Raw genomic sequence first — 23,057 nt, 5'->3', positions numbered from 1 at the left:
GATGACGTACGCAGGAAAGAACATCATGCACGGGCGCGAACTGATCGCGTTCAGGATCGCTGACCAGGAGTTCTGCGTGAACGTCATGTCGGTCCGGGAAATCCGTGGCTGGACCCCGGCGACACCGATGCCGCACGCGCCATCCTATGTCCTGGGCATGATCAACCTGCGCGGCGCCGTCCTGCCGATCGTCGATATGTCTCAACGCCTCGGCATGAAGCCGGCCGAGCCGACCGTCCGTCATGTCATCATTGTCGCCCAGGTCGGGCCGAAGGTGGTGGGGCTGCTCGTCGATTCGGTCTCGGATATCCTCACCGTCACCGACGAGAACATCCAGCCGACGCCGGACATCGCGAACGAAGCGGAAAAGGGCTACGCCCGCGGCATCCTCGCCATCGAGGGCCGCATGATCTGTCTCATCGAACTCGATTCCCTCTTCCCGCATACGGAAAGCGAAGCCGCATGACCTATTCCCCGGCCATCGATACGAGACAGTCTCCGGACGAGTGCCTGGCGAGCGGCGAATATCCGCTGACGCGCAAGGATCTCACCGAGATTGCGGCTATGATCTATGCGGATGCCGGCATCTATCTCAACGAGACGAAGGCCTCGCTCGTCTATTCGCGCCTGTCGAAGCATATCCGCCAGCTCGGCCTCAAGGGGTTCCGGGAATATTGTGCGCTCGTCTCCTCGCCGGCCGGTGCGGGGCCGCGCAAGGAAATGCTGTCGCATCTGACGACCAATTTCACCCGCTTCTTCCGCGAAAACCACCATTTCGACCATCTGAAGAGCGACGTGCTGCCGGACCTTCTGGCGCGTGCCCGCAATGGTGGCCGCGTGCGCATCTGGTCGGCGGCCTGCTCGGACGGGCAGGAGCCCTATTCGATTGCACTCACCGTGCTCTCGATGATGCCGAATGCCGCCGATTACGATTTTCGTATCCTCGCGACGGACATCGACCCGAAGATTCTCGCAATCGCCCGGGCCGGCGCCTATGACGCGACGGCGCTCGAAACGGTCAATCCCGCCATGCGCAAGCAGTTCTTCCGCGAGACGGAGGTCGGCGGCCGGCAGAAATGGCAGATCGACGACCGGGTGAAGCGCCTCGTCACCTTCAACGAACTGAACCTGATGGCGCAGTGGCCGTTCAAGGGGCCGTTCGATGTCATCTTCTGCCGCAACGTCGTCATCTATTTCGACGAGCCGACGCAGGTGAAGATCTGGTCGCGTTTCGCCGGCATGCTGGGCGACAACGGCCATCTCTATATCGGCCATTCGGAGCGCGTCTCCGGCGAAGCGAAGAACCAGTTCGATAATATCGGCATCACAACCTACCGCTACACCGGCAAGCACAGGAGGAGCGTATGATGGCACCCGCGCGCGTACTCGTCGTTGACGATTCGCCGACCATGCGCGGCCTGATCACGGCCGTGCTCAATTCCGACCCGGACGTCAATGTCGTCGGGCAGGCCGGCGACGCCATGGAAGCCCGCAACGCGATCAAGCAGCTCAATCCGGACGTCGTGACGCTGGATATCGAGATGCCGAACATGAACGGGCTCGAATTCCTCGACAAGATCATGAAGCTCCGGCCGATGCCGGTCATCATGGTCTCGACGCTGACCCATCGCGGCGCGGAAGCCTCGTTGATGGCGTTGGAAATCGGCGCCTTCGATTGTGTCGGCAAGCCGCAGCCGGGTGACGCCCGCCCGTTCGGCGATCTTGCCGAAAAGGTGAAGGCCGCCGCCCGCTCGCAGCGCCGGTTCCATGCCGACCCGCCGCCGCTCGCACCGACCGCCACCAGCGTCAACCCGGTTGCCAGCTACAAGCCCGGTCGCAGGGTCATCGCCATCGGGTCCTCGACAGGGGGCGTCGAAGCGCTCATCGCCGTGCTCCAGAAGTTCCCGGCGAATTGCCCGCCGACCGTCATCACGCAGCACATGCCGCCGAGCTTTACAAAGAGCTTTGCGGAGCGGCTGAACCGGCTCTGTGCCCCGGTTGTGCAGGAAGCGACCGACGGCGCGCGGCTCGAAATCGGGAAAATCTATCTGGCGCCCGGCGGCGAGCGCCATCTCCAGATTGCCAACGTGCATGCACCTTGCTGCCGGTTGGTGGAACGGGATCCGGTCAACGGCCATCGCCCTTCGGTGGATGTGCTGTTTGATTCGGTTGCCGAACTTGCGGGCCGCAACGCCGTCGGCGTCATCCTGACCGGCATGGGCCGGGACGGGGCAAGCGGCCTTTTGAAAATGCGTCATGCAGGCGCTCGGACCATCGGTCAGAACGAAAAAACCTGCGTCGTATATGGAATGCCGAGAGTGGCTTTCGAATTGGGTGCCGTAGAACACCAGTTTCCGCTCTCCTCCATAGGGGAGGAAATCTTGAAAATCACTGCGGCCCGTAGAGAAGGGAGCGAATAATGTCTATCGCTGAAAAAATTAAAGTCCTCATCGTCGATGATCAGGTGACCAGTCGCCTGCTGCTGGGTGATGCCCTGCAGCAGCTCGGCTTCAAGCAGATCACGGCAGCCGGTGACGGTGCGCAGGGCATGGCCATCATGGCCCAGCAGCCCCATCACCTCGTCATCTCCGACTTCAACATGCCGAAGATGGATGGCATCGAGTTCCTTCAGGCGGTGCGGTCCAACCCCACCACCAAGAAGGCGGCCTTCATCATCCTGACCGCACAGGGCGACCGTGCCCTGGTGCAGAAGGCGGCGGCGCTCGGTGCCAACAACGTTCTCGCCAAGCCGTTCACCATCGAGAAGATGAAGGCGGCCATCGAAGCAGTGTTCGGGGCATTGAAATGATAGCAGAAGCCGGGACGCGCCGCGTCCATGTCATTCAGGGCGAATACAAGGTCCTCAACGATCCGAATGTGGTGCTCACCACCATTCTCGGTTCGTGCGTGGCCGCCTGCATGCGTGACCCGGTCATTGGTGTTGGTGGCATGAACCATTTCCTGCTGCCGGGTTCGGCCGAGGCCATGGCCTCGGGCGGCGACGCCACACGCTACGGCGTGCATCTGATGGAACTGCTGATCAACGGCCTCCTCAAGCAGGGCGCGCGGCGCGACCGGCTGGAAGCGAAGATCTTTGGCGGCGCGAAGACGATCGCGCGCTTCTCCAATGTCGGCGAACAGAACGCGCTGTTTGCCCGGCAGTTCCTGATGGACGAAGGCATCAAGGTTGTCGGCGAAAGCACGGGCGGCGAACACGGGCGCAAGTTGGAATACTGGCCGTCGAGCGGCCGCGCGCGGCAATATGCGCTGACCGGCGTCGAGACGCAGAAGACGGTGGCGCTGGAGCAGCGGCCCGTTCCTGTCGCAAGGCCCGTCGAAAGCTCGATCGAATTCTTCTGATCGGGCAATCGCGCCCGAAGGAAGCGAAAATACCAAGGTATGTGTGTTGCCGGTCCCGATCATCGATCTGCCGGCCCCGCACGGGGGAAAAGGGTTACCCATGCAAGCCGAGTATCTGAGTGCAGCGACTGCCATGGAGGAAGCCCTTCCGGATGTCCTGATGCGTATCGTGTCCGAACTGCACGACGTCGCCTATCTGATCGAACGGATCGAGCCGCAGCTGGCCGCGGTTCACGGCGAAACGGGAGCGCACGCCGCCGAACGCATGATGGTGCTGCAGGGCATCGACCTTGCCGTGCAGAAGACGCGCGGCCTTGCCGAGTTCATCGACACGATCACCGGAAGCATTCCGGAAAACTGGGTCGTCGACGTCACGACGGCGCTCAATCTGGTGAAGCTTGCCGATATGCAGAAGGCGCTGAGCAATGGAATGCGCCATGGTCATTCCCAGCCGATCGGCAAGGCGGTCGGCGACTTCGAAGCCTTCTAGTTGATTTGAAAGAATAATCAGCTTTCAGATGGCGCCCCTGGTGGCGCCATTTCTCGTTGCCGCATGCCCCTTCGTCCCGCATGGCAACGACATGTTCGCGCAAGTTTCAGCGGCTAGTCTCCACCTCGGGTCAGTTAGATCCGCGTATTCCATGGGGCAGGCGGCGCGTGCGGAAATGTGCCGGTTTCGTCCCACGAGATTGAAAATTTGTCTGATAGCGCCGGCATGTTGCCCGGTGTCCAGGCGACTAGTCCGTGCGGGAACAGAATGAATCTGTTGGAACAGTTGACGAAAGTCTACAAGAACCTGGCTTCGCTGGGGCAGGCGAAGCTCGCGATGCTGGCGGGAGCCGCCGTCGTTTCGATCGGTCTCGTGCTTGCAGCCGGGATCCTGGTAAACAAGCCCGCTTACGAGACACTTTACGTCGGACTGGAAAAGACCGACGTCAACCAGATCAGCCTGGCGCTCGCCGAAGCCAATATTGATTTCACCACCGGAACGGCAGGCGACAGCATCGAGGTCCCGGTCGGCCAGACCGGCAAGGCGCGGCTCTATCTCGCCGAACGCGGCCTGCCGAACAGCGCCAATTCCGGCTACGAACTCTTCGACAAGGTCGGCTCCCTCGGCCTTACCTCCTTCATGCAGGAAGTGACACGCGTTCGCGCCCTTGAAGGCGAAATCGCCCGCACCATCCAGCAGATCAGTGGCATCGCCGCCGCCCGGGTGCACATCGTCATGCCGGAGCGCGGCAACTTCCGCAAAGCCGAACAGGTGCCGACCGCCTCCGTCATGATCCGCGCAGGCGCGCAGGTCGGCCGTGAATCGTCGGCCGCGATCCGCCACCTGGTGGCAGCCTCGGTTCCGGGGCTTGAGGTCGATGGCGTTACCATCCTTGACTCCGCCGGCCAGCTACTCGCCTCCGGCGACGATGCGGAGAACGGTGCGGTCAACCGGTCGCTGACGGCCGTGCAGACCATACAAAGCGAAGTCGAGCGCAACATCGAGAAGGCGCTTGCGCCCTTCCTCGGCATGGAGAATTTCCGCGCCAGCGTCACTGCAGCACTCAACATGGATACGCAGCAGATCCAGGAGACGGTCTACGATCCGGAATCGCGCGTCGAGCGCTCTGTCCGCGTGACTAGGGAAACCCAGAAGTCCGAGCAGCAGGCGGCCAACAAGGCCGCGACCGTCGAGCAGAACATTCCGCAGGGCGGCCCCCAGGGCGAGGCCAACGGCCAGAAGTCGAGCGACGCGGCGGACAAGAAGGAAGAGCAGACCAACTACGAGATCAACAGCAAGACCGTCGCGACCGTTCGCAACGGCTATGCGCTCGAAAAGCTGTCAGTCGCGGTCGTCGTCAACCGGGCCCGCATTGCGGCCATGGTCGGCGAGCCGGCGGATCAGGCGAAGGTCGACGCCTATATAGCCGACATGCAGAAGATCGTCTCGTCCGCAGCCGGTCTCAATGGCGAGCGCGGCGACGTCGTGACCATCACCGCGATGGAATTCCTCGATCATCAGCTGCTCAACGAGGCCGTGCCCGGACCGGGCGTCATGGAAGTGCTGACGCGCAATCTCGGCGGCATCATCAATGCGCTCGCCTTCGTCGGTGTCGCCTTCCTGGTGGTGTGGTTCGGCCTTCGCCCGGCGGTCCGCTCCGTCACCGGTGGCGGCGCTGCGGCCAATGCGCTGGAAAGCGATGCGGCCGGCCTAGAGCTGCCCGACTTCTCGCCCGCTGCCGGCATCGGTGGTCCTGGTGCTACCCTCATGGACGGCTTCGGCGCGGACTTCGGCTTCGACAGCACGGACGACCTGCTCAATGCTGGCGACGACGGCGACGGCACCTTCAACCGTCGCGTCAAGGAAGGCCCGGAACGCCGCCTCGGCCGGATGGTGGACATCAGCGAGGAACGTGCTGCGAAAATCCTGCGCAAGTGGTCCGCCGAGAGAGAAGCAGCCTGACGGCTCCTCCCATAAGAACGATCAAAACGCGGCCCGCAGTGGCCGCGTTTTCGTTTGCGGGAAAGAATACGCCTGCCGTTTTTTGAGCCCGGCCTGTCGCTTTTCGGCAACGCTTGTTCAGCCCGCGCGCAGCAAATTCGTTCATTCGGACTCCAAGCGTCGGCAGGCGCGTTCACGGCCGTGTGATTGCTGAAAAAATTTTACCACCACATTGGTTGAGAGCGGCATGGGCAGGCCGCAATTTTCACTCGAATTAGCACGGGCTTTTGTTCGGGCGGTTGCGAATAATGTATGGTTAACAATCGCTTAACGCTATGCCTTTCAGGAGGGCAAACAAGCAAATCACTCCCCTCAAGTCGATTCACAGAAGGTTGCAAAAGTAAATCCCGAGAAGATGGCGGTGGTTTTTAGCGATAGCCGATGTACACTTTAGTTACTGATTCGTTTGGTGATTCTTGCCGATGCGGCCTGAGCGGGAAGGATTTTGGATGGTTCCAAAATCCTTGACGGGAAGGAGGCGGGAGTTCTCCGTTCGGAATCGGAACAGGGGGCTATCATGGAAACGATCCGGTCGGATGTCGCGGCCCGGGAATCCTATGGATTCACCGCGGAAGCGAGTGAGCGTAAGAGTGCGCGTGAGCTTCTGGTTCAACATCTCGGCCGCTGTGCAAATCGCGCCGGCCTTTCCTCCGGTCTGAAAGCGCTGACCGACTATGTAAGCGCTTCGCATTACCTTCTCGTTCGCCACGACGTCTCGCCCGAAGCGGGCCTCGAAACCGTCGTCGCCTCGGACTGGCCTTTTGACATGGTGCGCACGATTTCCGGTGCGGTCATCGCCAGCCAGTCCCGCATGAGCGAGCTGGACAAGTGCCTCGGGCTGCTCAAGCCCTGCTTCCACCACCTGGCTGATGACGTCGCGGTGCCGAAAGGCACCAGCCGCGAATATTGCGTCATCGCTTTCCATGTCGGCCGGGTGCGCATGTCGCTGCTGCTCCTCTTCCCGGAGCATTTCATCCTCTCGCAGAGCAAGCTGCGCGACGTCGGCGTCATGACCGGTTACTTCGCCAGCGTCTGCTGCCAGGGCGCGATCCTTCGTCATGACCGCGAGATGGAATTGACCGAGCGTGAGATCGAGTGCCTCTACTGGATTGCCGAAGGCAAGACGAGCGACGAGATCGCCGTCATCCTCGGCATCTCACGCAACACGATCAACAACTATATCACCAGCGTGATGCGAAAGACCGCGACGAAGACGCGGTCGGAAGCGATCGCCTGGGCCGTTCGCAACAGCCTGGTCTGAGGAGAACTGCCATGAACATCCAGCTTTCCGGTCCTGCCGCCCTCGAGGTGGAAATCCGGCTCGCGCGGCCACCGAAGATCGCGCGGGCGTCCGATTTCGTTTCCCGCCTGCAGATGATGCAGACGGTCATCGGGGCCGAGAACTTTGCGGTTCTCCGGGTTGCCGGCCATGGTCTTCCCTCGGCGCGCAAGCTGACGCTTTCGCTGCACAACTGGGGCCGTGACATCGGCACGAACACCCGTGCGCTTCTCGACGCGTATGGTTCGGCGATGCTTGCCCATCTCGAAGCCTCCATGCTGCCATTGATCTGGGAAGGTGCAGGCAACAACCAGTTCGCCGAATCCGGTGCCGAACCCTTCACCACGCGCCTCCCGGCGCAACTCCTGCCTTGGTCGGGCATCGCATTCCCCATCCGGCTGGGCGCGCATGGCAATGGTTATGTCGTCTTCATGGGCACCTTCATCTCGCCATCCAGCGACCTGATCGTCGATATCCACATGAAGAGTTGCCAGGTGCTCATCGACATGCTGGCCTGCGAGGAAAAAAGGCTGGCGCCATCCGAAGCGCTCAGCGAGCGTGAGATCGCCTGCCTGCAGATGGCCGGCGACGGCTGCATTTCAGAGGCGATTGCCGAGAAGATGGGGCTTTCGGTGCACACCGTGAACGCCTATCTCGGCACGGCCACCACGAAGCTCGATGCGGTGAACCGCATCCAGGCCATCGCCAAGGCCATTCGCCTCGGTTACATCAACTGACAAATGAATGCGGCCATGCCCGGCATGGCCGCAGCCTTTTTCGTCAATGGGCCTGTGGCGACGACGGGCTGGACTTCACGTAGCGCGCCTCTGCGAGGCTCTTGCGCAGGAAAGCCGTGTTGTCGTCCGGATCGGCTGCCGGGTCGTTGAAGGCGACGTGGGTGACCTCTACGCCGGCCGTATCCTTCTGAAGCAGCAGTTTCGCGTAGACCGTCACGCCCTGCGGGCGGAGTTCCATGTCCAGCGTTACCTCCGGCTCCGTGTCCCAGTCGAGGCGATAGTCACCGCCGGCGCCGAAATTGACCGTACCGGGCAGGAAATAAAGCTCGGCGGCAGAAGAGACCAGATCGGCCAGATTACCGTAGCACTCGAAACGCAACAACGAGACAAGATCGGCTGCATCGAGCAATCTGAGCTCTGTGGCGACCGGGCAAATTGCTTCTGCAACAATCTTCTCGCGTTCGGCGGAATAGGTGCATTTTCTCATCGGATCTAGTTTACCCGTCTGGTCTGGGGCGAAGCTGCATATACCCGGTGAATCAGTTCCGCCACAGCTTTGTAGAACACCGGTGGAATGACACTATCCACCGAGACTTGCGCAAACATTGAGCGTGCGAGCGGCGGGTCTTCAAAAACGGGAATTCCGTTTTCTTCCGCGATCTCGCGAATCTTCAGGGCGACAAGGTCCTGTCCCTTAGCGACGATCACCGGCGCGTCGCCTTCTTCGCGCACGTAACGCAACGCAACGGCAAAGTGAGTCGGGTTGGCGATGACGAGGGTGGCGCGCGGCACTGCGGTGATCATGCGCCGGCGGGCGCGGTCGCGCTGGATCGAGCGCATGCGCGCCTTGACTATCGGGTCACCCTGCGACTGCTTCATTTCCTCCTTCACTTCCTGCTTCGTCATCATCAGTTCGGAAAACCAGTGATGGCGGGTCCAGGCGAAGTCGAGGCCGGCGATGATCGCGGTGGCGAAGAGGATGATCAGCAGCACCTTGTTGATGTCCGAGACCATCATGTAGATCAGCGCCGCCGGCTCGGAAAACATGGTGTCGAGCGAAGCGAAATAGTTGCCGCGCATGGCAAGGGCCACGACCAGGGACACGATCAGGATCTTGATCAGCGACTTGCCGAATTCGACGAGGCCCTGCTTGCCGAAGAGGCGGCCGAGGCCCTTTATCAGGCTAAGGCGGGACATTTGCGGTCGCACCCGCTCCAGTACCGGGCTTGGCAGGTTCTGGAGGATCGACGAGATCACCCCGAAGGCCATCATCATCACGAGGATTGGCAGCATCAGGGCGCCTGCCTCCCAGCCGAGATGGCGGAAGATGGCAATGACGTCCGTGCCGGATTTGAGGTTCCAGGCCTCCGGCTGTTCGAAAAAGTCGCGCAACGTTTCGTTCATGCGGGCAATGCCGCCCGGCATGAAGAAGACGAGGTAGAGATAGATCGCCAGCGTCGAGGCGAACATGGTGATTTCACGGGAGAAAGGCGTATTGCCCTTCTCCATGGCATCCTGGATTTTCTTCTCTGACGGGAGTTCTGTTTTACTGTCCTTGTCCTCGTCGGACATGTCGCGCTCCCCGATGGCCATGCTCGGCCAAAAACAAACGGCCCGAACCCCCTGAAAGGAGATTCGGGCCGCAGATACGCTCCGCCTGTGGCGTCAACGTGTCAAGGAGGGTCAGGCAGCCTGCCGCTCTTCTTCCTTTTCCTTCAACTGGATTTGTCCGGCCGCCGCGAGGCGGATGGCTTCCTGCGTGATCGAGCGGCGGGCGATGGCCACTTCGCGCGGGTTGACGCCCTGGTCGCCGGCAGCGAGGTCGGATTCGATCATGCGGCGCTGGCGTGCGCCGATGCAGGCGAGGATTGCCTCGCGCAGTTCCATCGGCGTGCCGCGCAGTGCGGCCGTGATGATGTCGCCGGAGACGTCGTTGAAGAGCGAGACGCGGCTCTTCTGCGGCATGTAGAGCACGTCCTCGAAGAGGAAGATCTTCGGGCGCACCTTCTTGACCGATTCGGTCGAGACCGTTTCGAGCGAGGCGAGCATTTCGTCGACCTGCGACTTCTCCAACTCGTTCATGAGGTCCGCGACCTTGTTGGTGCCGACCGCGTTGCGATCCGCATCCAGCGCGTTGATCATCTCGATGACGCGGGCCTCGACGATCGCGGTCGCCTTTGGGCTCGCGTCCTTCAGGTTGACCGTACGGTTGATGACGTCGGCGCGGCGCTCTTCCGGAATTTCGAGCAGCACCTTGGCGCCGAAGGCGGAGGGCATCATCGACAGGATGTAGGCGATCGTCTGCGCATGCTCGTTGAGCAGGAATTTCGCGACAAAGACCGGGTCGGCGTCCTGCAGACGGTCCCAGATCGTCGTCTCGAAGGCCTGGAAGGCGGCGCGGCGGCCAAGCAGGCCATCGACTTCGTCCGGTGTCAGGCCCTCTTCGAGAATGCCTTCCATCATCTTGGCATTGTCCATCAGTCCCGCACCTTCGGTGAACAGGTCCTCGAACTCGTTGACGAGGTCGATCAGTTCATGGGGCGGGATGGCACGCAGGTTCTGCGCGGCGGCGATGATCGCCTGGAGCTCGCTCTGGGTGAAATACTTCAGCAGCTTGCCGGCAACACCCTTGCCCATGGCGAGAAGGACGGCTGCGGCCTTCTCAACCGCCGAAAGCGGTGTTCCTACCGCTGTGGAGGTGCCGAAATTTTCGAAATCCATCATGGATCATCCTCCTGAAACCTAAACCGGTATCAGACCTTTCGTGTACTCTTCACTTCGATGAGCTTCACCCCGAAGCGGGTGTCGTCGTTTTCAAGAACGGTGATTTCGCCCCGGCCGATCACGCGGCCGTTGACCATTACCTCGACGGGCTCGCCGATGCGGCGGTCGAGCGCAATCGTTGCGCCCTCGCTGAGGTTCATGAGGCTGGAGACCTGCATCTGCGACGAGCCCAGAACGATCTGCAGATCGATCGGGATGTTCATGATCAGGTCCATGTTGGACTCAAGCGCGCTGCCCGGCTTCGAGGCTTCGCCAAGGTCCGCGGAGAAATCATTGCCGCCACCGAAGTCGGAGACGCCGAAATCCGAACCGCCGAAGCTGGTGTCGGCGCTGAAATCGGATGCCGCGCCACCACCGAAGTCGGAGCTGCCGAAATCGCCGCCGAAGGCGGCGAGCGGGTCGTCGTCGACGGTCGCCGGCAGGCCAGTGCCCATCGCGCCGGAAACAGCATCCTTCTGAAGAACGCCGCGCAGGTCGTCGATCGCCTGCTCCAGTTCCTGGTCGCCCGCGTTGAGGGAAGGCGTCATGTCGTCAAGGGGTGTTTTCTTCGGTGCCATATGACCACTATTCCATTCGAAACTTGCCTGAGGCGTTCCGCTCGACAGGCTTCATGCCTAAACTATCCGATGATGTGCTGGAGGATGTCGTCCTCCGAGCCGTATGTATCCTTGACGCGAACCGTGTAGCGGGCGCCGGAGCGGCCGAATTCGCAGACGTAGAGATTGCGGCCGTTGGCATTGACCTCGACGCGCACGTCACCCGATTCGTTGAACGGGATGATGTCACCGGCCTGAAGCCGGCTGATCGTGTCGAGCGTCTGCGCTTCGAGGCGGATGCGCGCCTCGAGCGTCACCTTCGAGCGGCGGACCTGCTCGCCGAGCTCTTCGCTCCACTCGACGCGGGTTTTCGCCGCGTTGGCAGGCTTGGGGGCGGTGACCGTCGACTTCAGAAGAACGTGCTGCGGAATGATGACGTGGAAAGTCGATAGAACAGGCCCGATGCCGACGGACATGTTGATCATGGCGACGAAGGTGTCGTCCGAACCGTCCTCCGCAGGCTTGCGCGTCTCGGCGTTGTGCGACGGGCCGAGGAAGGGTTCGTAGCTGTTCGCATCGGTGACGGCGGTTTTCAGCACGCTGGAAATACGGTCGAACATCATGGCGGCGAGATCGAGCTCGATCTTGGAGAGCGGGCGTGCTTCCGGATCCTCGATCGAATCGCTGACGGCGCCGAGCATGTTCTCGACGAGTGTGATGATCATCGGGCTGTCGCAGATCAGGGTGAAGCGATCACACCAGTTGCGCAGCGACGCATCGCAGCAGGCCATGGCGCCGCCGAGGCCCGATATCAGCGGGCCGTATTTGCCGGTTTCGAAACCCGCATAGGAAACGGCGACCTCGAAGCCGAGTTCGCTTTCCAGCATGTCCGGCAGGAATTCCGCGAAGACCTCGCCGAGGGTGGCGCAGAGCTTGGAGATCGTTGCCTGGTCGCCGAGCCGGCCGGTGAGGCGGGCGAGAACGATCGGGTCCATGGCGGGCGGTGCAGTCACGGTCGCGTCTCTCATCTCTTAAGCCGCCTTCGATCCGCCGCCCGGGTTCATCATTTCCTGCTCCACCGCGTCGATCGACGGGCGTTCGTAGGAGGAGATGGTCTTGCGGCCATATTCCAGCGCCACCTGCGGCACGGAGCCGTTCATGTAGGCGAGCAGCGTCTGCTTCACGATGATGTAGAGGCGGTTCTGCTTTTCGCGCACCACCTTGATGTTGGTGATGATCGGAGTGACAATCGAATAGGACAGGAACACGCCGAGCAGCGTTCCGACGAGGGCGGCCGCGATCTTGCCGCCGAGCACTTCAGGGCTTTCGTTGATGGCGCCCATGGCCTTGATAACGCCGAGAACGGCCGCGACAATACCGATTGCCGGGAAGGCGTCGCCCATCGTGCCGAGTGCGTGGTAGGGCTTCATCTTGTCGCGCGTGATCGTCTGGATTTCCTCGTCCATCAGCGCCTCGATCTCATGGCTGCGGGCATTGCCGATGATGATGAGGCGGACGTAGTCGCAGATGAAGGCCGTCAGTTCATGATTGGCGAGAACCGTCGGGGCTGACTGGAAGATCGTGGATTCGGCCGGGTTGTCGATATGCGCTTCAATCTCGTTGCGCGACTTCGTGCGCAGGTCCCGCATCAGGCTGTAGAGCACGCCGAGCGTATCGAGATAGTGGCGCTCCTTCGGCACCTTGTGCTTGAAGGCCTCGCCGAGCGCCTTCCCGGTCTCCTTGATCACCTTCATCGTGTTGGCGACGATGAAGCCGCCGATCCCGGCGCCGCCGATGATGAGGAGTTCGAAGGGTTGGTTCAGCACCTCCAGGTGCCCGCCCATGGCCATATAGCCGCCGAGGACGCAGCCGAAGGTAACGATAAGACCGATGATGATGTTCATGAGCGCTGGTGTCCCGACACAATTCTGACCGTTCTGGAGATACGGTTCCAGCCTTGCGTGAAGCTGTACCTAACGGCGGGTTCACGGATCAGGTTCGCGCAAGCAAAAACCCGCAGGATCATGGCTCAAAACGGGCAATCGTGCCCTCTTGCACCTTGATCGGCGGCCAATCGTGACGACCACCTATACAAGCTACAAGCTGATTACCGCCGACCTCCAGACGTCGCTGAACCGCGTGTCGGAGCAGCCGGACGTCAAGCGGGAGACGGAATATTACCTGTCGAAGATCGGCGGCGTGAAATCGGTCGACGATTTCTTCGCCGACAGCCGGCTTTATAACTATGTCATGAAGGCGCACGGCCTGGAGGACATGGCCTACGCCAAAGCCTTCATGCGCAAGGTACTGACGGAAGGCGTCGACGACAAGGACGCGTTCGCCAACAAGCTTACCGACACGCGCTACAAGGCCCTGGCGGAATCGCTCAATTTCGCCAAGTATGGCGAACTTGCCACCACCTTCGAGCGCGCCCAGAAGGGCATGGTCGACAAGTACACCCGCCAAACGCTGGAGCTCAGTGCCGGCGAAGACAATACCGGCGTTCGGCTCGCGCTCTATTTCGAGCGCATGGCATCCACCGTCACATCGGGCTATTCGATCATCGCCGATGACGCGCTGGCGCAGGTCGTGCGCACGGCCTTTCAGCTTCCGGCGGAATTCGCCGCGACCGATATCGACCGCCAGGCCGCCTACTATGAAGACGTGCTCGATCTCGAGGATTTCAAGGACCCTCTGAAGGTCGGAAAGTTCCTGGAGCGCTTCACCGCGATGTGGGAACTGGAAAACCCATCCGGCAGCTACGACCCGCTGACGGCCTTCCAGCCGTCGAGCCTCACCGGCATTTCGACCGACCTGCTTCTATCCATCAATAACCTGAAACTCGGAGGTCGCTGATATGCAGACCGGGCTCTATGTATCGCTTTCGTCCCAGCTTGCGCTCGACCGCCGCCTGACGACCCTCGCCGACAATGTCGCGAACTCGACGACCGTCGGCTTTCGCGCCACGGAAGTGAAATTCAACCAGGTGATCAGCGACCAGAAGGTCGCCGACGTCGCCTTTGTTTCGCAAGGCAACGAATTCATCTCGACGCGCGCCGGCGGCATGACCGAGACCGGCGGCACCCTGGATTTCGCCATCAAGGGTGATGCCTGGTTCCAGGTAGAGACGCCCTCCGGCCCGACACTCACCCGCGACGGTCGCTTCACGCTGACTGAAGCCGGCGAGCTGGTGACGCTCAATGGTTACGCCGTGCTCGATGCCGGTGGTGGGCCGATCCAGCTTGACGGCGCCAATGGGCCGATCGTGCTCAGCGCTGATGGCCAGCTCAACCAGAACGGCCAGCCGGTCGCGGCACTCGGCCTCTTCTCGGCGGATCTGTCCGGCGGATTCACGCGGGCCGGCAACAGCGGCATCATCACCGCCATTCCGCCGGAACCGGTGATCGATCGCCTCGATGCCGGCGTGGTGCAGGGCTATGTCGAGGAATCCAACGTCAACGCCATCGGCGAGATGACGCAGCTCATCCAGGTCACGCGCGCCTTCGAAAGCATCGCATCGCTGTTGCGCGACAGCGAGGAATCAATGAACGAGGCGGTGCGCACCCTGGGTGGAAGCCGGTAAACGATCATGGCGGCGACAGACAACAGGACACCCAACAGACCCGAAGGCGGCCGCATGCTCAATGCGCTCGCTGGCCTCGTGAAGCGCTATTCGTCGCCGGAATTCTCCGTCGTGCACGGTGGCCATGTCCAGACGATCGCCGCCGGCAACTATACGGTGAGCGGCCTGTCGCGCCATGTGCGGCTCGGCGAATTCGTGGCGCATCGCAGCCCGACCGGCATCCATCTCGGCGAGGTGGTGCGTGTCGAGCCGGATTCGGTCGTCGTCTGCCCGATCGAGCCGGGTGAGCCGATCAGCATCCATGACACGGTCATCCGCAAGGGCGCTTTTCGTGTCGCGCCGACAGCCTCCTGGTGCGGCCGCACCATCAATGCGCTTGGCGAGCCGATCGACGGGCTCGGCCCGCTCGTGCAGGGGGACGATCGCCGCTCCATCCACAATTCCGCGCCGCCGTCGATGACGCGCAAGCGCGTCGAAAAGGGTTTCAGCACGGGCGTTCGGGCAATCGATATCTTTGCGCCGCTCTGCCTCGGCCAGCGTCTCGGCATCTTCGCCGGTTCGGGTGTCGGCAAATCGACGCTGCTGTCGATGCTGGCGCGCGCCGATGCCTTCGACAAGGTCGTCATCGCGCTTGTCGGCGAACGCGGCCGTGAAGTGCGCGAATTCATCGAGGATACGCTCGGCGACAACCTTTCCAAGTCGGTTGCGGTTGTCGCGACCAGCGACGAAAGCCCGATGCTGCGCAAGATGGCGCCGCTGACCGCCGTCACCATCGCCGAACATTACCGCGACCAGGGCGACAACGTGCTGCTCATCATCGACAGCGTGACGCGTTTTGCCCATGCGATCCGCGAGGTGGCGACGGCCTCCGGAGAGCCGCCGATCGCGCGCGGTTATCCGGCCTCGGTCTTTACCGAACTGCCCCGCCTGCTCGAACGTGCCGGTCCCGGCGCGGAAGGATCCGGCTCGATCACCGCGATCATCTCGATCCTCGTCGACGGCGACAACCATAACGACCCGATCGCCGACTCGACGCGCGGTATTCTGGACGGGCACATCGTGATGGAGCGCAGCCTTGCGGAGGAGGGGCGCTACCCGCCGATCAATCCACTTGCCTCGATCTCGCGCCTCGCTCGCAAGGCCTGGACGCCGGACCAGGAAAAGCTGGTCTCGCGCCTGAAGGCGCTGATCCATCGCTTCGAGGAAACGCGGGACCTGCGCCTCATCGGCGGCTATCGCCCGGGCGGCGATCCCGATCTCGACATGGCGATCAAGCAGGTGCCGATCATCTATGAGGTTCTGAAACAGACGCCGAGCGAACGGCCCGCGGCCGATTCGTTTTCCGATCTTGCCACGGCGCTGAAGAATGCAGCCGGGCAGGGCGGTGCACCGGCACGAGGAAGGGGATGACAGTGACGGATTTCGACGCGGACGAGAGGGTTCAGCCGATCAAGCGGTCGGAAGGCGGGCGCTACAGTACTGGTGACAAGGTGCTTGCCGGCGTCGGCGTGCTGCTTGCTGCCGGGGCGGCCTTCTTCCCCTGGTATGTCTTCCTCAATCCGGGGAAGTTCTCCGTGCCGGCGCTGTGGGAGGGCAAGACCCGGGACCTGCCGGAGACGGCGGCCAAGGAAGTGATGAGCGTTTCGCCCGCCGCCATGATCGACAACGACGACACCCCGCCGCTCGAGAGCGTCGACCCCGTCGCGACCGCCACCACGGCTGGCGGCAGCACGGAAAAGACGCTGGGTGTGCCGCTGGATACCGGCCTCGACCAGCCGCTGCCGGCAAATTCCGGCTTCCGCCTCATGCATGTGGCGAACGGCCGAGCGCTGATCGAAGACGCGCGCGGCATGTACATCGTGCGCGTTGGCTCCATCTTGCCGGACAACAGTCGCCTGGCGACCCTCGAACAGCGCGACGGCGCCTGGGTCATCGTCACTTCGAACGGCGAGATCGTCAAACGCAACTGAGGCAAACGGGCCTCAGTTCACCTCTGATTCGGCCGGTCCGCCATGTCGCGACCGGTCGTCCGCTCGCGGTCGAAAAGGTCGCTGGAGCACTTTATTTTACCGGAAATTCAGGCACTTGCGGACGCCCCGCCACGGGAGCAAGTCCCACGCAAGATTGGCTCCGTAGGTTCATCTCGAACAAGGATGGAGCTTGTCATGCAACCGATACAACTGTTTGAACTGGCATCGAAGCAAGCCGATTGGCTCTCAGTCCGCCAGAGTGTGGTTGCAGGCAACATCGCCAACGCCAACACCCCCGGGTTCAAGGCGAAGGACGTCACCCCCTTTCAGGCGGTGCTCGAAACCACGGGCATTCGCATGGCGGCAACGCAGCCCGGCCATTTCACCGAAAGCGAAATGGCAAGCCGCGTGATCGAAACCAAACCCACCGAAGAGATCGGCGTGCAGGAGTCCGGCAACACTGTCGGTATTGCCGAAGAACTCATGAAAGAGGGCCAGGTCAAGCGTGATTTCGAGTTGAATGCCGGCCTCGTAAAGGCCTTTCATCGCATGATGCTGATGACAGTCAGAAGGTAAAAAATGGATCCGCTCGTAGCTTCAATGAAAGTCGCGGCCTCGGGACTTGAGGCGCAATCTACCCGCATTCGCATCGTTTCGGAAAACCTGGCAAACGCCCGTTCCACCGGCGACACGCCTGGTGCTGACCCGTTCCGCCGCAAGACCGTGACCTTCGCCTCCGAACTCGACCGGGCAACCGGTGCATCGCTGGTTCAGGTCGAGCGTCTCGGCGTCGACGAGGGCGAGTTCTCGACCGAATACGACCCCGGCAACCCGGCGGCAAACGAACAGGGCGTCGTCAAGATGCCGAACGTCAACATGCTGATCGAAATGGCCGACATGCGGGAAGCCAACCGCTCCTATGAAGCCAACCTGCAGAGCATCAAACAGTCACGCGACCTGATCAGCGCGACCATCGACCTCCTGAGGGCATCGCAATGATCGAGAGCATCAAGGGCGTCAATTCGCTCTTCTCCACCGGCGCCCTTTCGAGCGTCACCAACGACACGTCCAGCACCGTATCCTCTGCCGCCGCGCAGGGCACCGGTACGGGCATGAGCTTCGCCCAGGTGATGGGCGACATGGCGACGGAAGCGACCAATTCGCTGAGACTGAGCGAAACCAAGTCCTTCGAAGCCATCCAGGGCAAGGCGACGACCCGCGAAGTGGTCGACGCCGTCATGAACGCCGAGCAGACGCTGCAGACCGCCATCGCCATCCGCGACAAGGTCGTCACCGCCTATCTCGAAATAGCCAGAATGCAGATCTGAGGACCGGACATGAAAGCCCTTGCCATCGCCGCCACCGGCATGAACGCCCAGCAGACCAATCTTGAAGTCATCGCGAACAACATCGCGAACATCAACACGACCGGCTTCAAGCGCGCCCGCGCAGAGTTTTCCGACCTGCTCTACCAGACGGAGCGCGCCGCAGGCGTGCCGAACCGTGCCAACCAGTCCGTCGTGCCGGAAGGTGCGATCATCGGTCTTGGCGTGAAGACCGCCGCCATTCGCAACCTGCACCTCCAGGGCGGCCTGACGAGCACCGGCAACTCCTTCGACCTCGCCCTGATCGGCCGCGGCTGGTTCCAGATCGAGGCGGCGGACGGCACCACGCTCTATACCCGCGCCGGCGCTTTCAACACCAATGCCGATGGCCAGCTCGTCACCCTCGACGGCTATACGGTCGTGCCCGGCATCACCGTGCCGCAGGATGCGACGGAAGTGACCGTCAGCAAGTCCGGCCAGGTCTTCGCGACGGTCGGCGGCGATCAGCAGGACCTCGGCCAGATCACGCTGGCGAACTTCGTCAACGAAGCCGGCCTCGAGCCGCTTGGCGAAAACCTGTTCCGCGAAACTGCCGCTTCCGGTGCAGCCAATGTCGGCGCTCCGGATGAAGCGGGCTTCGCCTACATCCAGCAGAATTACCTCGAAGCCTCCAACGTTGATCCGGTCAAGGAAATCACCGATCTCATCTCGGCACAGCGTGCCTATGAGATGAACTCGAAGATCATCCAGGCAGCGGACGAAATGGCGGCCGTGGTCAGCAAGAACCTGAGATAACAACGGACAACGGGGAACATGATGTTTCGCCTGACAGCAGCTCTTCGCAGAGGAAAGATCGTCTCGGCCCACGGCCGTGCAGCCTTGCTCGCGCTCCTCGGCCTATTCGTGGCCGATGCCGCGCTTGCGGACATGCGCACCGCCGTCGTGCCGAAGCGCATCATCTATCCCGGCGAGGAGATCCAGGCGGGACAGCTCGAGGAGGTCGAGGTCACCAACCCGAACCTCGTCAATGGCTATGCCGAAGACATCAATGCCGTCAGCGGCTTGATTTCGAAGCGCACGCTGTTGCCGGGGCGGGTCATCCTCACCTCGGCGCTGCGCGAGCCTTTCGCGGTTTCCCGCGGCACCACCGTCCAGCTCGTCTTCGACAACGGTTCGCTGATATTGCGCGCCTCCGGCACGCCGCTGCAGGACGCCGCGGTCGGTGAACTCATCAAGGTTCGCAACAAGGATTCCGGTGTGATCGTTTCCGGCACGGTCATGGGCGATGGAACCGTGCACGTGGTGGCGAAATGATGCGTTCCCTCTTCCTCCGCGCTCTCGCCGTCGTTACCTGCCTCGCCCTTGCGGTCGGTCCGGCCATGTCGGCCGCCCGCATCAAGGACATCGCCTCGCTTCAATCCGGGCGCGAAAACCAGCTCATCGGCTACGGCCTCGTCGTCGGCCTCCAGGGCACGGGCGACAGCATGCGTTCGTCGCCGTTTACCGAACAATCCATGCGCGCGATGCTGCAAAACCTCGGCATCTCGATGGTCGGTACGCAGAGCCGCGCGAAGAACATCGCGGCCGTGCTCGTCACCGCCAATCTGCCGCCCTTCTCCAGTCCCGGCAGCCGTATCGACGTGACCGTCGGTTCTCTCGGTGATTCGACGTCGCTGCGCGGCGGCACGCTCGTCATGACGTCGCTGACAGGCGCTGACGGTCAGATCTATGCGGTGGCGCAGGGCTCGATCGTCGTCACGGGCGTCAGCGCCTCGGGGGACGCTGCGTCCGTCCAGCAGGGTGTTACGACCGCTGGCCGCGTACCGAACGGCGCGATCATCGAACGCGAGCTGCCCTCGCGCTTCAAGGATTCGTCCGACCTCGTTCTGCAGCTTCGCAATCCGGATTTCTCGACGGCGGTCGGTATGGCGGATGCGATCAATCGTTATGCAGCCGCCCAATACGGTTCGCCGATCGCCGAATCGCGCGATTCACAGTCCGTCCACGTCGCCAAGCCGAAGATGGCCGACCTTGCCCGTCTGATGGCGGATATCGAAAACCTTGTCGTCGAAACGGATGTGCCGGCACGTGTCGTCATCAACGAACGCACGGGAACGATCGTCATCGGCCAGGACGTGCGGATCTCGCCGGTCGCCGTCAGCTACGGCACGCTCACCGTGCAGGTCAACGAGATGCCGCAGGTTGTGCAGCCCGAACCCTTTTCCGACGGCGTGACGGCAGTCGAGCCGAACACCGACATTCTCGTCCAGCAGGATGGCGGCCAGGTCGCCCTGCTCGACGGTTCCAGCCTGCGCTCGCTCGTCTCCGGGTTGAACAGCATTGGCGTCAAGCCTGACGGCATCATCTCGATCCTGCAGAGCATCAAGACTGCAGGCGCCCTCCAGGCAGAACTGGTGCTGCAATGAAGACCGAGCCCACCCTTTCCGCCGCGGCAAAGACCTTGGCCCGCAAGCTTGCCTTGCCGGTCGCCGGCTTTGTCCTGATGGCCATTCCCGGCGCCTTTGCCGAAGAGCGCCCCGTCATCTCCACCACCAGTGCGAGTGCCGACGAAATCCGTGCATTCTGCACCAATATTGCGGATGCCGCGCGCGACCAGCGCTACCTCATTCAGAAGCAGGAACTCGAAACCCTCCAGAAGGATGTCGACGAACGCATCAAAGTGCTGGAAACCCGACGTGCTGAGTACGAGGACTGGCTCAAGCGCCGCAACGATTTCCTGAAGATGGCCGAAGGGGGCTTGGTCGAAATCTACCGGAAGATGAAACCGGATGCCGCCGCCGCACAGCTTGCGGAGATCAATCCGGAGATCGCTTCGGCGATCGTGATGAAGCTGCCGCCGCGCCAGTCGAGCACCATTCTCGGTGAAATGCCGGCCGACAAGGCAGCCCTCCTCACCCGCATTATCGCCATTGCCGGCAATGCGAACACGCCAAAGGATCCGTCATGAAGAAGACCGCCTCTGCCCTGGCCGTCGTGCTGGCTTTGACGAGCTGCTCCAGCCAGGCTCTGAACGAGATCGGCAAGGCGCCGGCGATGAGCCCTATCGGCAGCGGCCTCAACTATGCCGAAACGCCGCAATTGGCGGCCTATCCGAAGCAGCCGCGCACGGCCGCTGCCGGTTACTCGATCTGGAGCGACCAGCAGTCGGCGCTCTTCAAGGATTCGCGCGCCTTCAAGGTGGGCGACATCCTGACCGTCAATATCCGCGTCAACGACCGCGCGACCTTCGACAACAAGACAGACCGCTCGCGCACCAACAAGAGCGGCATGAACATTGGCATCGGCGCCAGCGGCGACCTCCCCGATGTCGAGGGGAAGGGCGACCTAACCTACGGCTCGTCGACCAGCACCAAGGGCGACGGCACGACGGAACGGTCCGAGCGCTTGAACCTGCTCGTTGCCGCCGTCGTCACCGGCGTGATCGAGAACGGCAACCTTCTGATCAGCGGCTCGCAGGAAGTGCGCGTCAACCATGAGTTGCGCATCCTCAACGTCGCCGGCATCGTGCGGCCTCAGGATGTCGATTCCGACAACATGATCGCCTACGAGCGTGTCGCGGAAGCCCGCATCTCCTACGGTGGCCGCGGCCGCCTGACCGAAGTGCAGCAGCCGCCGTGGGGCCAGCAGGCCGTCGATCTGTTCTCGCCGCTCTGACGCGGACAAGCCCAACAACCCGGGAAGAAGCACATGGCGGAAGAAGAACAAGGCGACGGCCCGGCGAAGAAGAAGCCGACGCTGATCATCACCATCGCGGCCATCGCCGTGCTGACGCTGCTTGCCGGCGGCGGCGGCTGGCTCGTCGGCAACATGCTGGCACCGCCTCCCGCCGAAAAGCCGGCGGAAGAGGTGGCAAAGGCTGAACCCGAGGGCGGCGCTGCGGAAGGCGAGGCGGGGCAGGAAGTGCCCCACATCTCCACCGAAGCGAACGGCATCGTGCTGCTCGATCCGATCACCAGCAACCTTGCCTACCCGTCCGACAACCGCGTCCGCCTCGAAGTCGCGCTCATGTTCAAGGGGGCGCCGAACGTCGCGCTCGCCGAGGAAATCCATCAGGATATCCTGGCCTACATGCGCACGGTCTCGCTCCAGCAGGTGCAGGGACCGCGCGGTTTCCAATATCTCAGGGAAGACCTGCAGGAGCGGGTTGACCTCAGGTCGGAAGGGCGCGTAACCAACGTCATGTTCCGAACCTTTGTGATCGAATGATTCGTGCCCTTCTGACCTTCGTCGCCATGATGGCGATGACCGGTATGGCCTACGCCCAGCAGCAGTTGCAGCTGCCGGAGGGGCTTCTCAACGGGCAAATCGACGGCTCGGCCGCCTCCTGGATCATTCGCACCTTCGGACTGCTGACCATCCTTTCGGTCGCGCCCGGCATCCTCATCATGGTGACGAGCTTTCCGCGCTTCGTCATCGCGTTCTCGATCCTGCGCTCCGGCATGGGGCTTGCCACCACGCCGTCCAACATGATTCTCGTGTCGCTCGCGCTGTTCATGACCTTCTACGTCATGGCGCCGACCTTCGACCGCGCCTGGCAGAACGGAGTCGAGCCGCTGATCGCCAACCAGATTGATGAAACGGAAGCCGCCAAGCGCATCGCCGAGCCGTTCCGCGAATTCATGGTGGCCAATACCCGCGACAAGGATATCGAGCTCTTCATCTCGCTTGCCGAAGAGCGCGGCCAGACGGTCGTGCAGGACAACGTTGCGGACCTGCGCGTCGTCATCCCGGCCTTCATGATTTCTGAAATCCGCCGCGGCTTCGAAATCGGCTTCCTGGTCGTTCTTCCCTTCCTCGTCATCGACATGATCGTCGCCACCATCACCATGGCCATGGGCATGATGATGCTGCCGCCGACATCGATTTCGCTGCCCTTCAAGATCCTGTTCTTCGTGCTCATCGATGGCTGGAATCTGCTCGTCGGCAGCCTCGTGCGGTCCTTCAGTTAGACCCTCTTAACCATACAGATTT

Annotated in this window: 29 protein-coding genes; 23 read left to right on the top strand and 6 right to left on the bottom strand. The window is 62.1% G+C overall.

Translation table 11 applies throughout. From position 1 onward, the window contains the following. The first annotated feature begins 1 nt into the window (after position 1). From BSY16_RS12595 to visR, 9 genes are all read left to right on the top strand, one after another. Complete coding sequence (locus tag BSY16_RS12595; RefSeq protein WP_069059981.1) at positions 2-466, top strand: chemotaxis protein CheW; 465 nt, start codon at positions 2-4, stop codon at positions 464-466. Then, positions 463-1,368: a protein-glutamate O-methyltransferase CheR gene (gene cheR, locus BSY16_RS12590; protein ID WP_069059980.1), complete on the top strand. Its 906-nt coding sequence runs from the start codon at positions 463-465 to the stop codon at positions 1,366-1,368. Before BSY16_RS12595 ends, cheR begins: the two co-directional genes overlap by 4 nt. Continuing rightward, on the top strand, positions 1,365-2,420 hold the full coding sequence (gene cheB, locus BSY16_RS12585) for a protein-glutamate O-methylesterase CheB (protein WP_069059979.1): 1,056 nt from the start codon (positions 1,365-1,367) through the stop codon (positions 2,418-2,420). The genes cheR and cheB overlap by 4 nt, the downstream gene beginning before the upstream one ends. Beyond that, complete coding sequence (locus BSY16_RS12580) at positions 2,420-2,809, top strand: response regulator (protein WP_069059978.1); 390 nt, start codon at positions 2,420-2,422, stop codon at positions 2,807-2,809. Before cheB ends, BSY16_RS12580 begins: the two co-directional genes overlap by 1 nt. Further along, entirely contained in the window at positions 2,806-3,360 is a 555-nt protein-coding gene (cheD, locus tag BSY16_RS12575) for a chemoreceptor glutamine deamidase CheD (RefSeq protein ID WP_069059977.1), read from the top strand. Before BSY16_RS12580 ends, cheD begins: the two co-directional genes overlap by 4 nt. Before the next feature lie 100 nt (positions 3,361-3,460). Continuing rightward, a complete protein-coding gene (gene cheT, locus BSY16_RS12570; RefSeq protein WP_069059976.1) occupies positions 3,461-3,850 on the top strand; it encodes a chemotaxis protein CheT in 390 nt (129 codons plus the stop codon). 267 nt (positions 3,851-4,117) lie between these two features. Beyond that, the gene (fliF, locus tag BSY16_RS12565) at positions 4,118-5,812 is read left to right on the top strand and encodes a flagellar basal-body MS-ring/collar protein FliF (RefSeq protein ID WP_069059975.1); all 1,695 of its coding nucleotides are present in this window, start codon (positions 4,118-4,120) and stop codon (positions 5,810-5,812) included. 556 nt (positions 5,813-6,368) lie between these two features. After that, positions 6,369-7,112 carry a transcriptional regulator VisN gene (gene visN / locus BSY16_RS12560; protein ID WP_069059974.1) on the top strand — a complete coding sequence of 248 codons (744 nt, stop codon included), beginning with the start codon at positions 6,369-6,371 and terminating at the stop codon, positions 7,110-7,112. Between the two features lie 11 nt (positions 7,113-7,123). Next, the gene (gene visR / locus BSY16_RS12555) at positions 7,124-7,867 is read left to right on the top strand and encodes a transcriptional regulator VisR (RefSeq protein ID WP_069059973.1); all 744 of its coding nucleotides are present in this window, start codon (positions 7,124-7,126) and stop codon (positions 7,865-7,867) included. Positions 7,868-7,910: 43 nt separating this feature from the next. On the opposite strand, the gene BSY16_RS12550 is transcribed toward visR, so the two are convergent. From BSY16_RS12550 to motA, 6 genes are all read right to left on the bottom strand, one after another. After that, positions 7,911-8,354: a BspJ family T4SS effector nucleomodulin gene (locus BSY16_RS12550; RefSeq protein WP_069059972.1), complete on the bottom strand. Its 444-nt coding sequence runs from the start codon at positions 8,352-8,354 to the stop codon at positions 7,911-7,913. Between the two features lie 5 nt (positions 8,355-8,359). After that, a complete protein-coding gene (gene flhB / locus BSY16_RS12545) occupies positions 8,360-9,439 on the bottom strand; it encodes a flagellar biosynthesis protein FlhB (protein WP_069061519.1) in 1,080 nt (359 codons plus the stop codon). Between the two features lie 111 nt (positions 9,440-9,550). Then, positions 9,551-10,591, bottom strand: a complete 1,041-nt coding sequence (gene fliG / locus BSY16_RS12540) for a flagellar motor switch protein FliG (RefSeq protein WP_069059971.1) — start codon at positions 10,589-10,591, stop codon at positions 9,551-9,553. Between the two features lie 29 nt (positions 10,592-10,620). Continuing rightward, on the bottom strand, positions 10,621-11,208 hold the full coding sequence (gene fliN, locus BSY16_RS12535; protein ID WP_069059970.1) for a flagellar motor switch protein FliN: 588 nt from the start codon (positions 11,206-11,208) through the stop codon (positions 10,621-10,623). Between the two features lie 62 nt (positions 11,209-11,270). Beyond that, a complete protein-coding gene (locus tag BSY16_RS12530) occupies positions 11,271-12,215 on the bottom strand; it encodes a FliM/FliN family flagellar motor switch protein (RefSeq protein ID WP_069059969.1) in 945 nt (314 codons plus the stop codon). A 3-nt stretch (positions 12,216-12,218) separates the two neighbouring features. Then, positions 12,219-13,091 (bottom strand): flagellar motor stator protein MotA, encoded by an 873-nt coding sequence (gene motA / locus BSY16_RS12525; protein ID WP_069059968.1) that lies wholly within the window; start codon positions 13,089-13,091, stop codon positions 12,219-12,221. Between the two features lie 172 nt (positions 13,092-13,263). Between motA and BSY16_RS12520 the strand changes: the two genes are divergently transcribed. From BSY16_RS12520 to fliP, 14 genes are all read left to right on the top strand, one after another. Beyond that, entirely contained in the window at positions 13,264-14,043 is a 780-nt protein-coding gene (locus BSY16_RS12520) for a DUF1217 domain-containing protein (protein WP_069061518.1), read from the top strand. A 1-nt stretch (position 14,044) separates the two neighbouring features. Further along, on the top strand, positions 14,045-14,770 hold the full coding sequence (gene flgF, locus BSY16_RS12515) for a flagellar basal-body rod protein FlgF (protein WP_069059967.1): 726 nt from the start codon (positions 14,045-14,047) through the stop codon (positions 14,768-14,770). A gap of 6 nt (positions 14,771-14,776) precedes the next feature. Continuing rightward, the gene (fliI, locus tag BSY16_RS12510) at positions 14,777-16,180 is read left to right on the top strand and encodes a flagellar protein export ATPase FliI (RefSeq protein ID WP_493105818.1); all 1,404 of its coding nucleotides are present in this window, start codon (positions 14,777-14,779) and stop codon (positions 16,178-16,180) included. After that, positions 16,177-16,740 carry a flagellar protein gene (locus BSY16_RS12505; protein ID WP_069059966.1) on the top strand — a complete coding sequence of 188 codons (564 nt, stop codon included), beginning with the start codon at positions 16,177-16,179 and terminating at the stop codon, positions 16,738-16,740. Before fliI ends, BSY16_RS12505 begins: the two co-directional genes overlap by 4 nt. Before the next feature lie 195 nt (positions 16,741-16,935). Continuing rightward, complete coding sequence (gene flgB, locus BSY16_RS12500; protein ID WP_069061516.1) at positions 16,936-17,316, top strand: flagellar basal body rod protein FlgB; 381 nt, start codon at positions 16,936-16,938, stop codon at positions 17,314-17,316. Positions 17,317-17,319: 3 nt separating this feature from the next. Next, a complete protein-coding gene (gene flgC / locus BSY16_RS12495) occupies positions 17,320-17,739 on the top strand; it encodes a flagellar basal body rod protein FlgC (RefSeq protein ID WP_069059965.1) in 420 nt (139 codons plus the stop codon). Further along, complete coding sequence (gene fliE / locus BSY16_RS12490; protein ID WP_069059964.1) at positions 17,736-18,068, top strand: flagellar hook-basal body complex protein FliE; 333 nt, start codon at positions 17,736-17,738, stop codon at positions 18,066-18,068. Before flgC ends, fliE begins: the two co-directional genes overlap by 4 nt. Positions 18,069-18,077: 9 nt before the next feature. Next, entirely contained in the window at positions 18,078-18,860 is a 783-nt protein-coding gene (gene flgG, locus BSY16_RS12485) for a flagellar basal-body rod protein FlgG (RefSeq protein ID WP_069059963.1), read from the top strand. 18 nt (positions 18,861-18,878) lie between these two features. Next, on the top strand, positions 18,879-19,379 hold the full coding sequence (gene flgA / locus BSY16_RS12480; protein WP_069059962.1) for a flagellar basal body P-ring formation chaperone FlgA: 501 nt from the start codon (positions 18,879-18,881) through the stop codon (positions 19,377-19,379). After that, entirely contained in the window at positions 19,379-20,491 is a 1,113-nt protein-coding gene (locus tag BSY16_RS12475; protein WP_069059961.1) for a flagellar basal body P-ring protein FlgI, read from the top strand. The genes flgA and BSY16_RS12475 overlap by 1 nt, the downstream gene beginning before the upstream one ends. Next, positions 20,488-21,033: a MotE family protein gene (locus BSY16_RS12470; protein WP_069059960.1), complete on the top strand. Its 546-nt coding sequence runs from the start codon at positions 20,488-20,490 to the stop codon at positions 21,031-21,033. The genes BSY16_RS12475 and BSY16_RS12470 overlap by 4 nt, the downstream gene beginning before the upstream one ends. After that, positions 21,030-21,740, top strand: a complete 711-nt coding sequence (gene flgH, locus BSY16_RS12465; protein ID WP_069059959.1) for a flagellar basal body L-ring protein FlgH — start codon at positions 21,030-21,032, stop codon at positions 21,738-21,740. Before BSY16_RS12470 ends, flgH begins: the two co-directional genes overlap by 4 nt. Positions 21,741-21,773: 33 nt before the next feature. After that, positions 21,774-22,292: a flagellar basal body-associated FliL family protein gene (locus BSY16_RS12460; RefSeq protein ID WP_069059958.1), complete on the top strand. Its 519-nt coding sequence runs from the start codon at positions 21,774-21,776 to the stop codon at positions 22,290-22,292. After that, entirely contained in the window at positions 22,289-23,035 is a 747-nt protein-coding gene (fliP, locus tag BSY16_RS12455) for a flagellar type III secretion system pore protein FliP (protein ID WP_069059957.1), read from the top strand. The genes BSY16_RS12460 and fliP overlap by 4 nt, the downstream gene beginning before the upstream one ends. Positions 23,036-23,057: the final 22 nt, after the last annotated feature.

This window comes from Sinorhizobium sp. RAC02 (assembly GCF_001713395.1).
In the GTDB taxonomy this organism is placed as follows: domain Bacteria; phylum Pseudomonadota; class Alphaproteobacteria; order Rhizobiales; family Rhizobiaceae; genus Shinella.
Note: the sequence above shows the minus strand (reverse complement) of the source record. Positions and strands in the feature narration are given on the sequence as shown.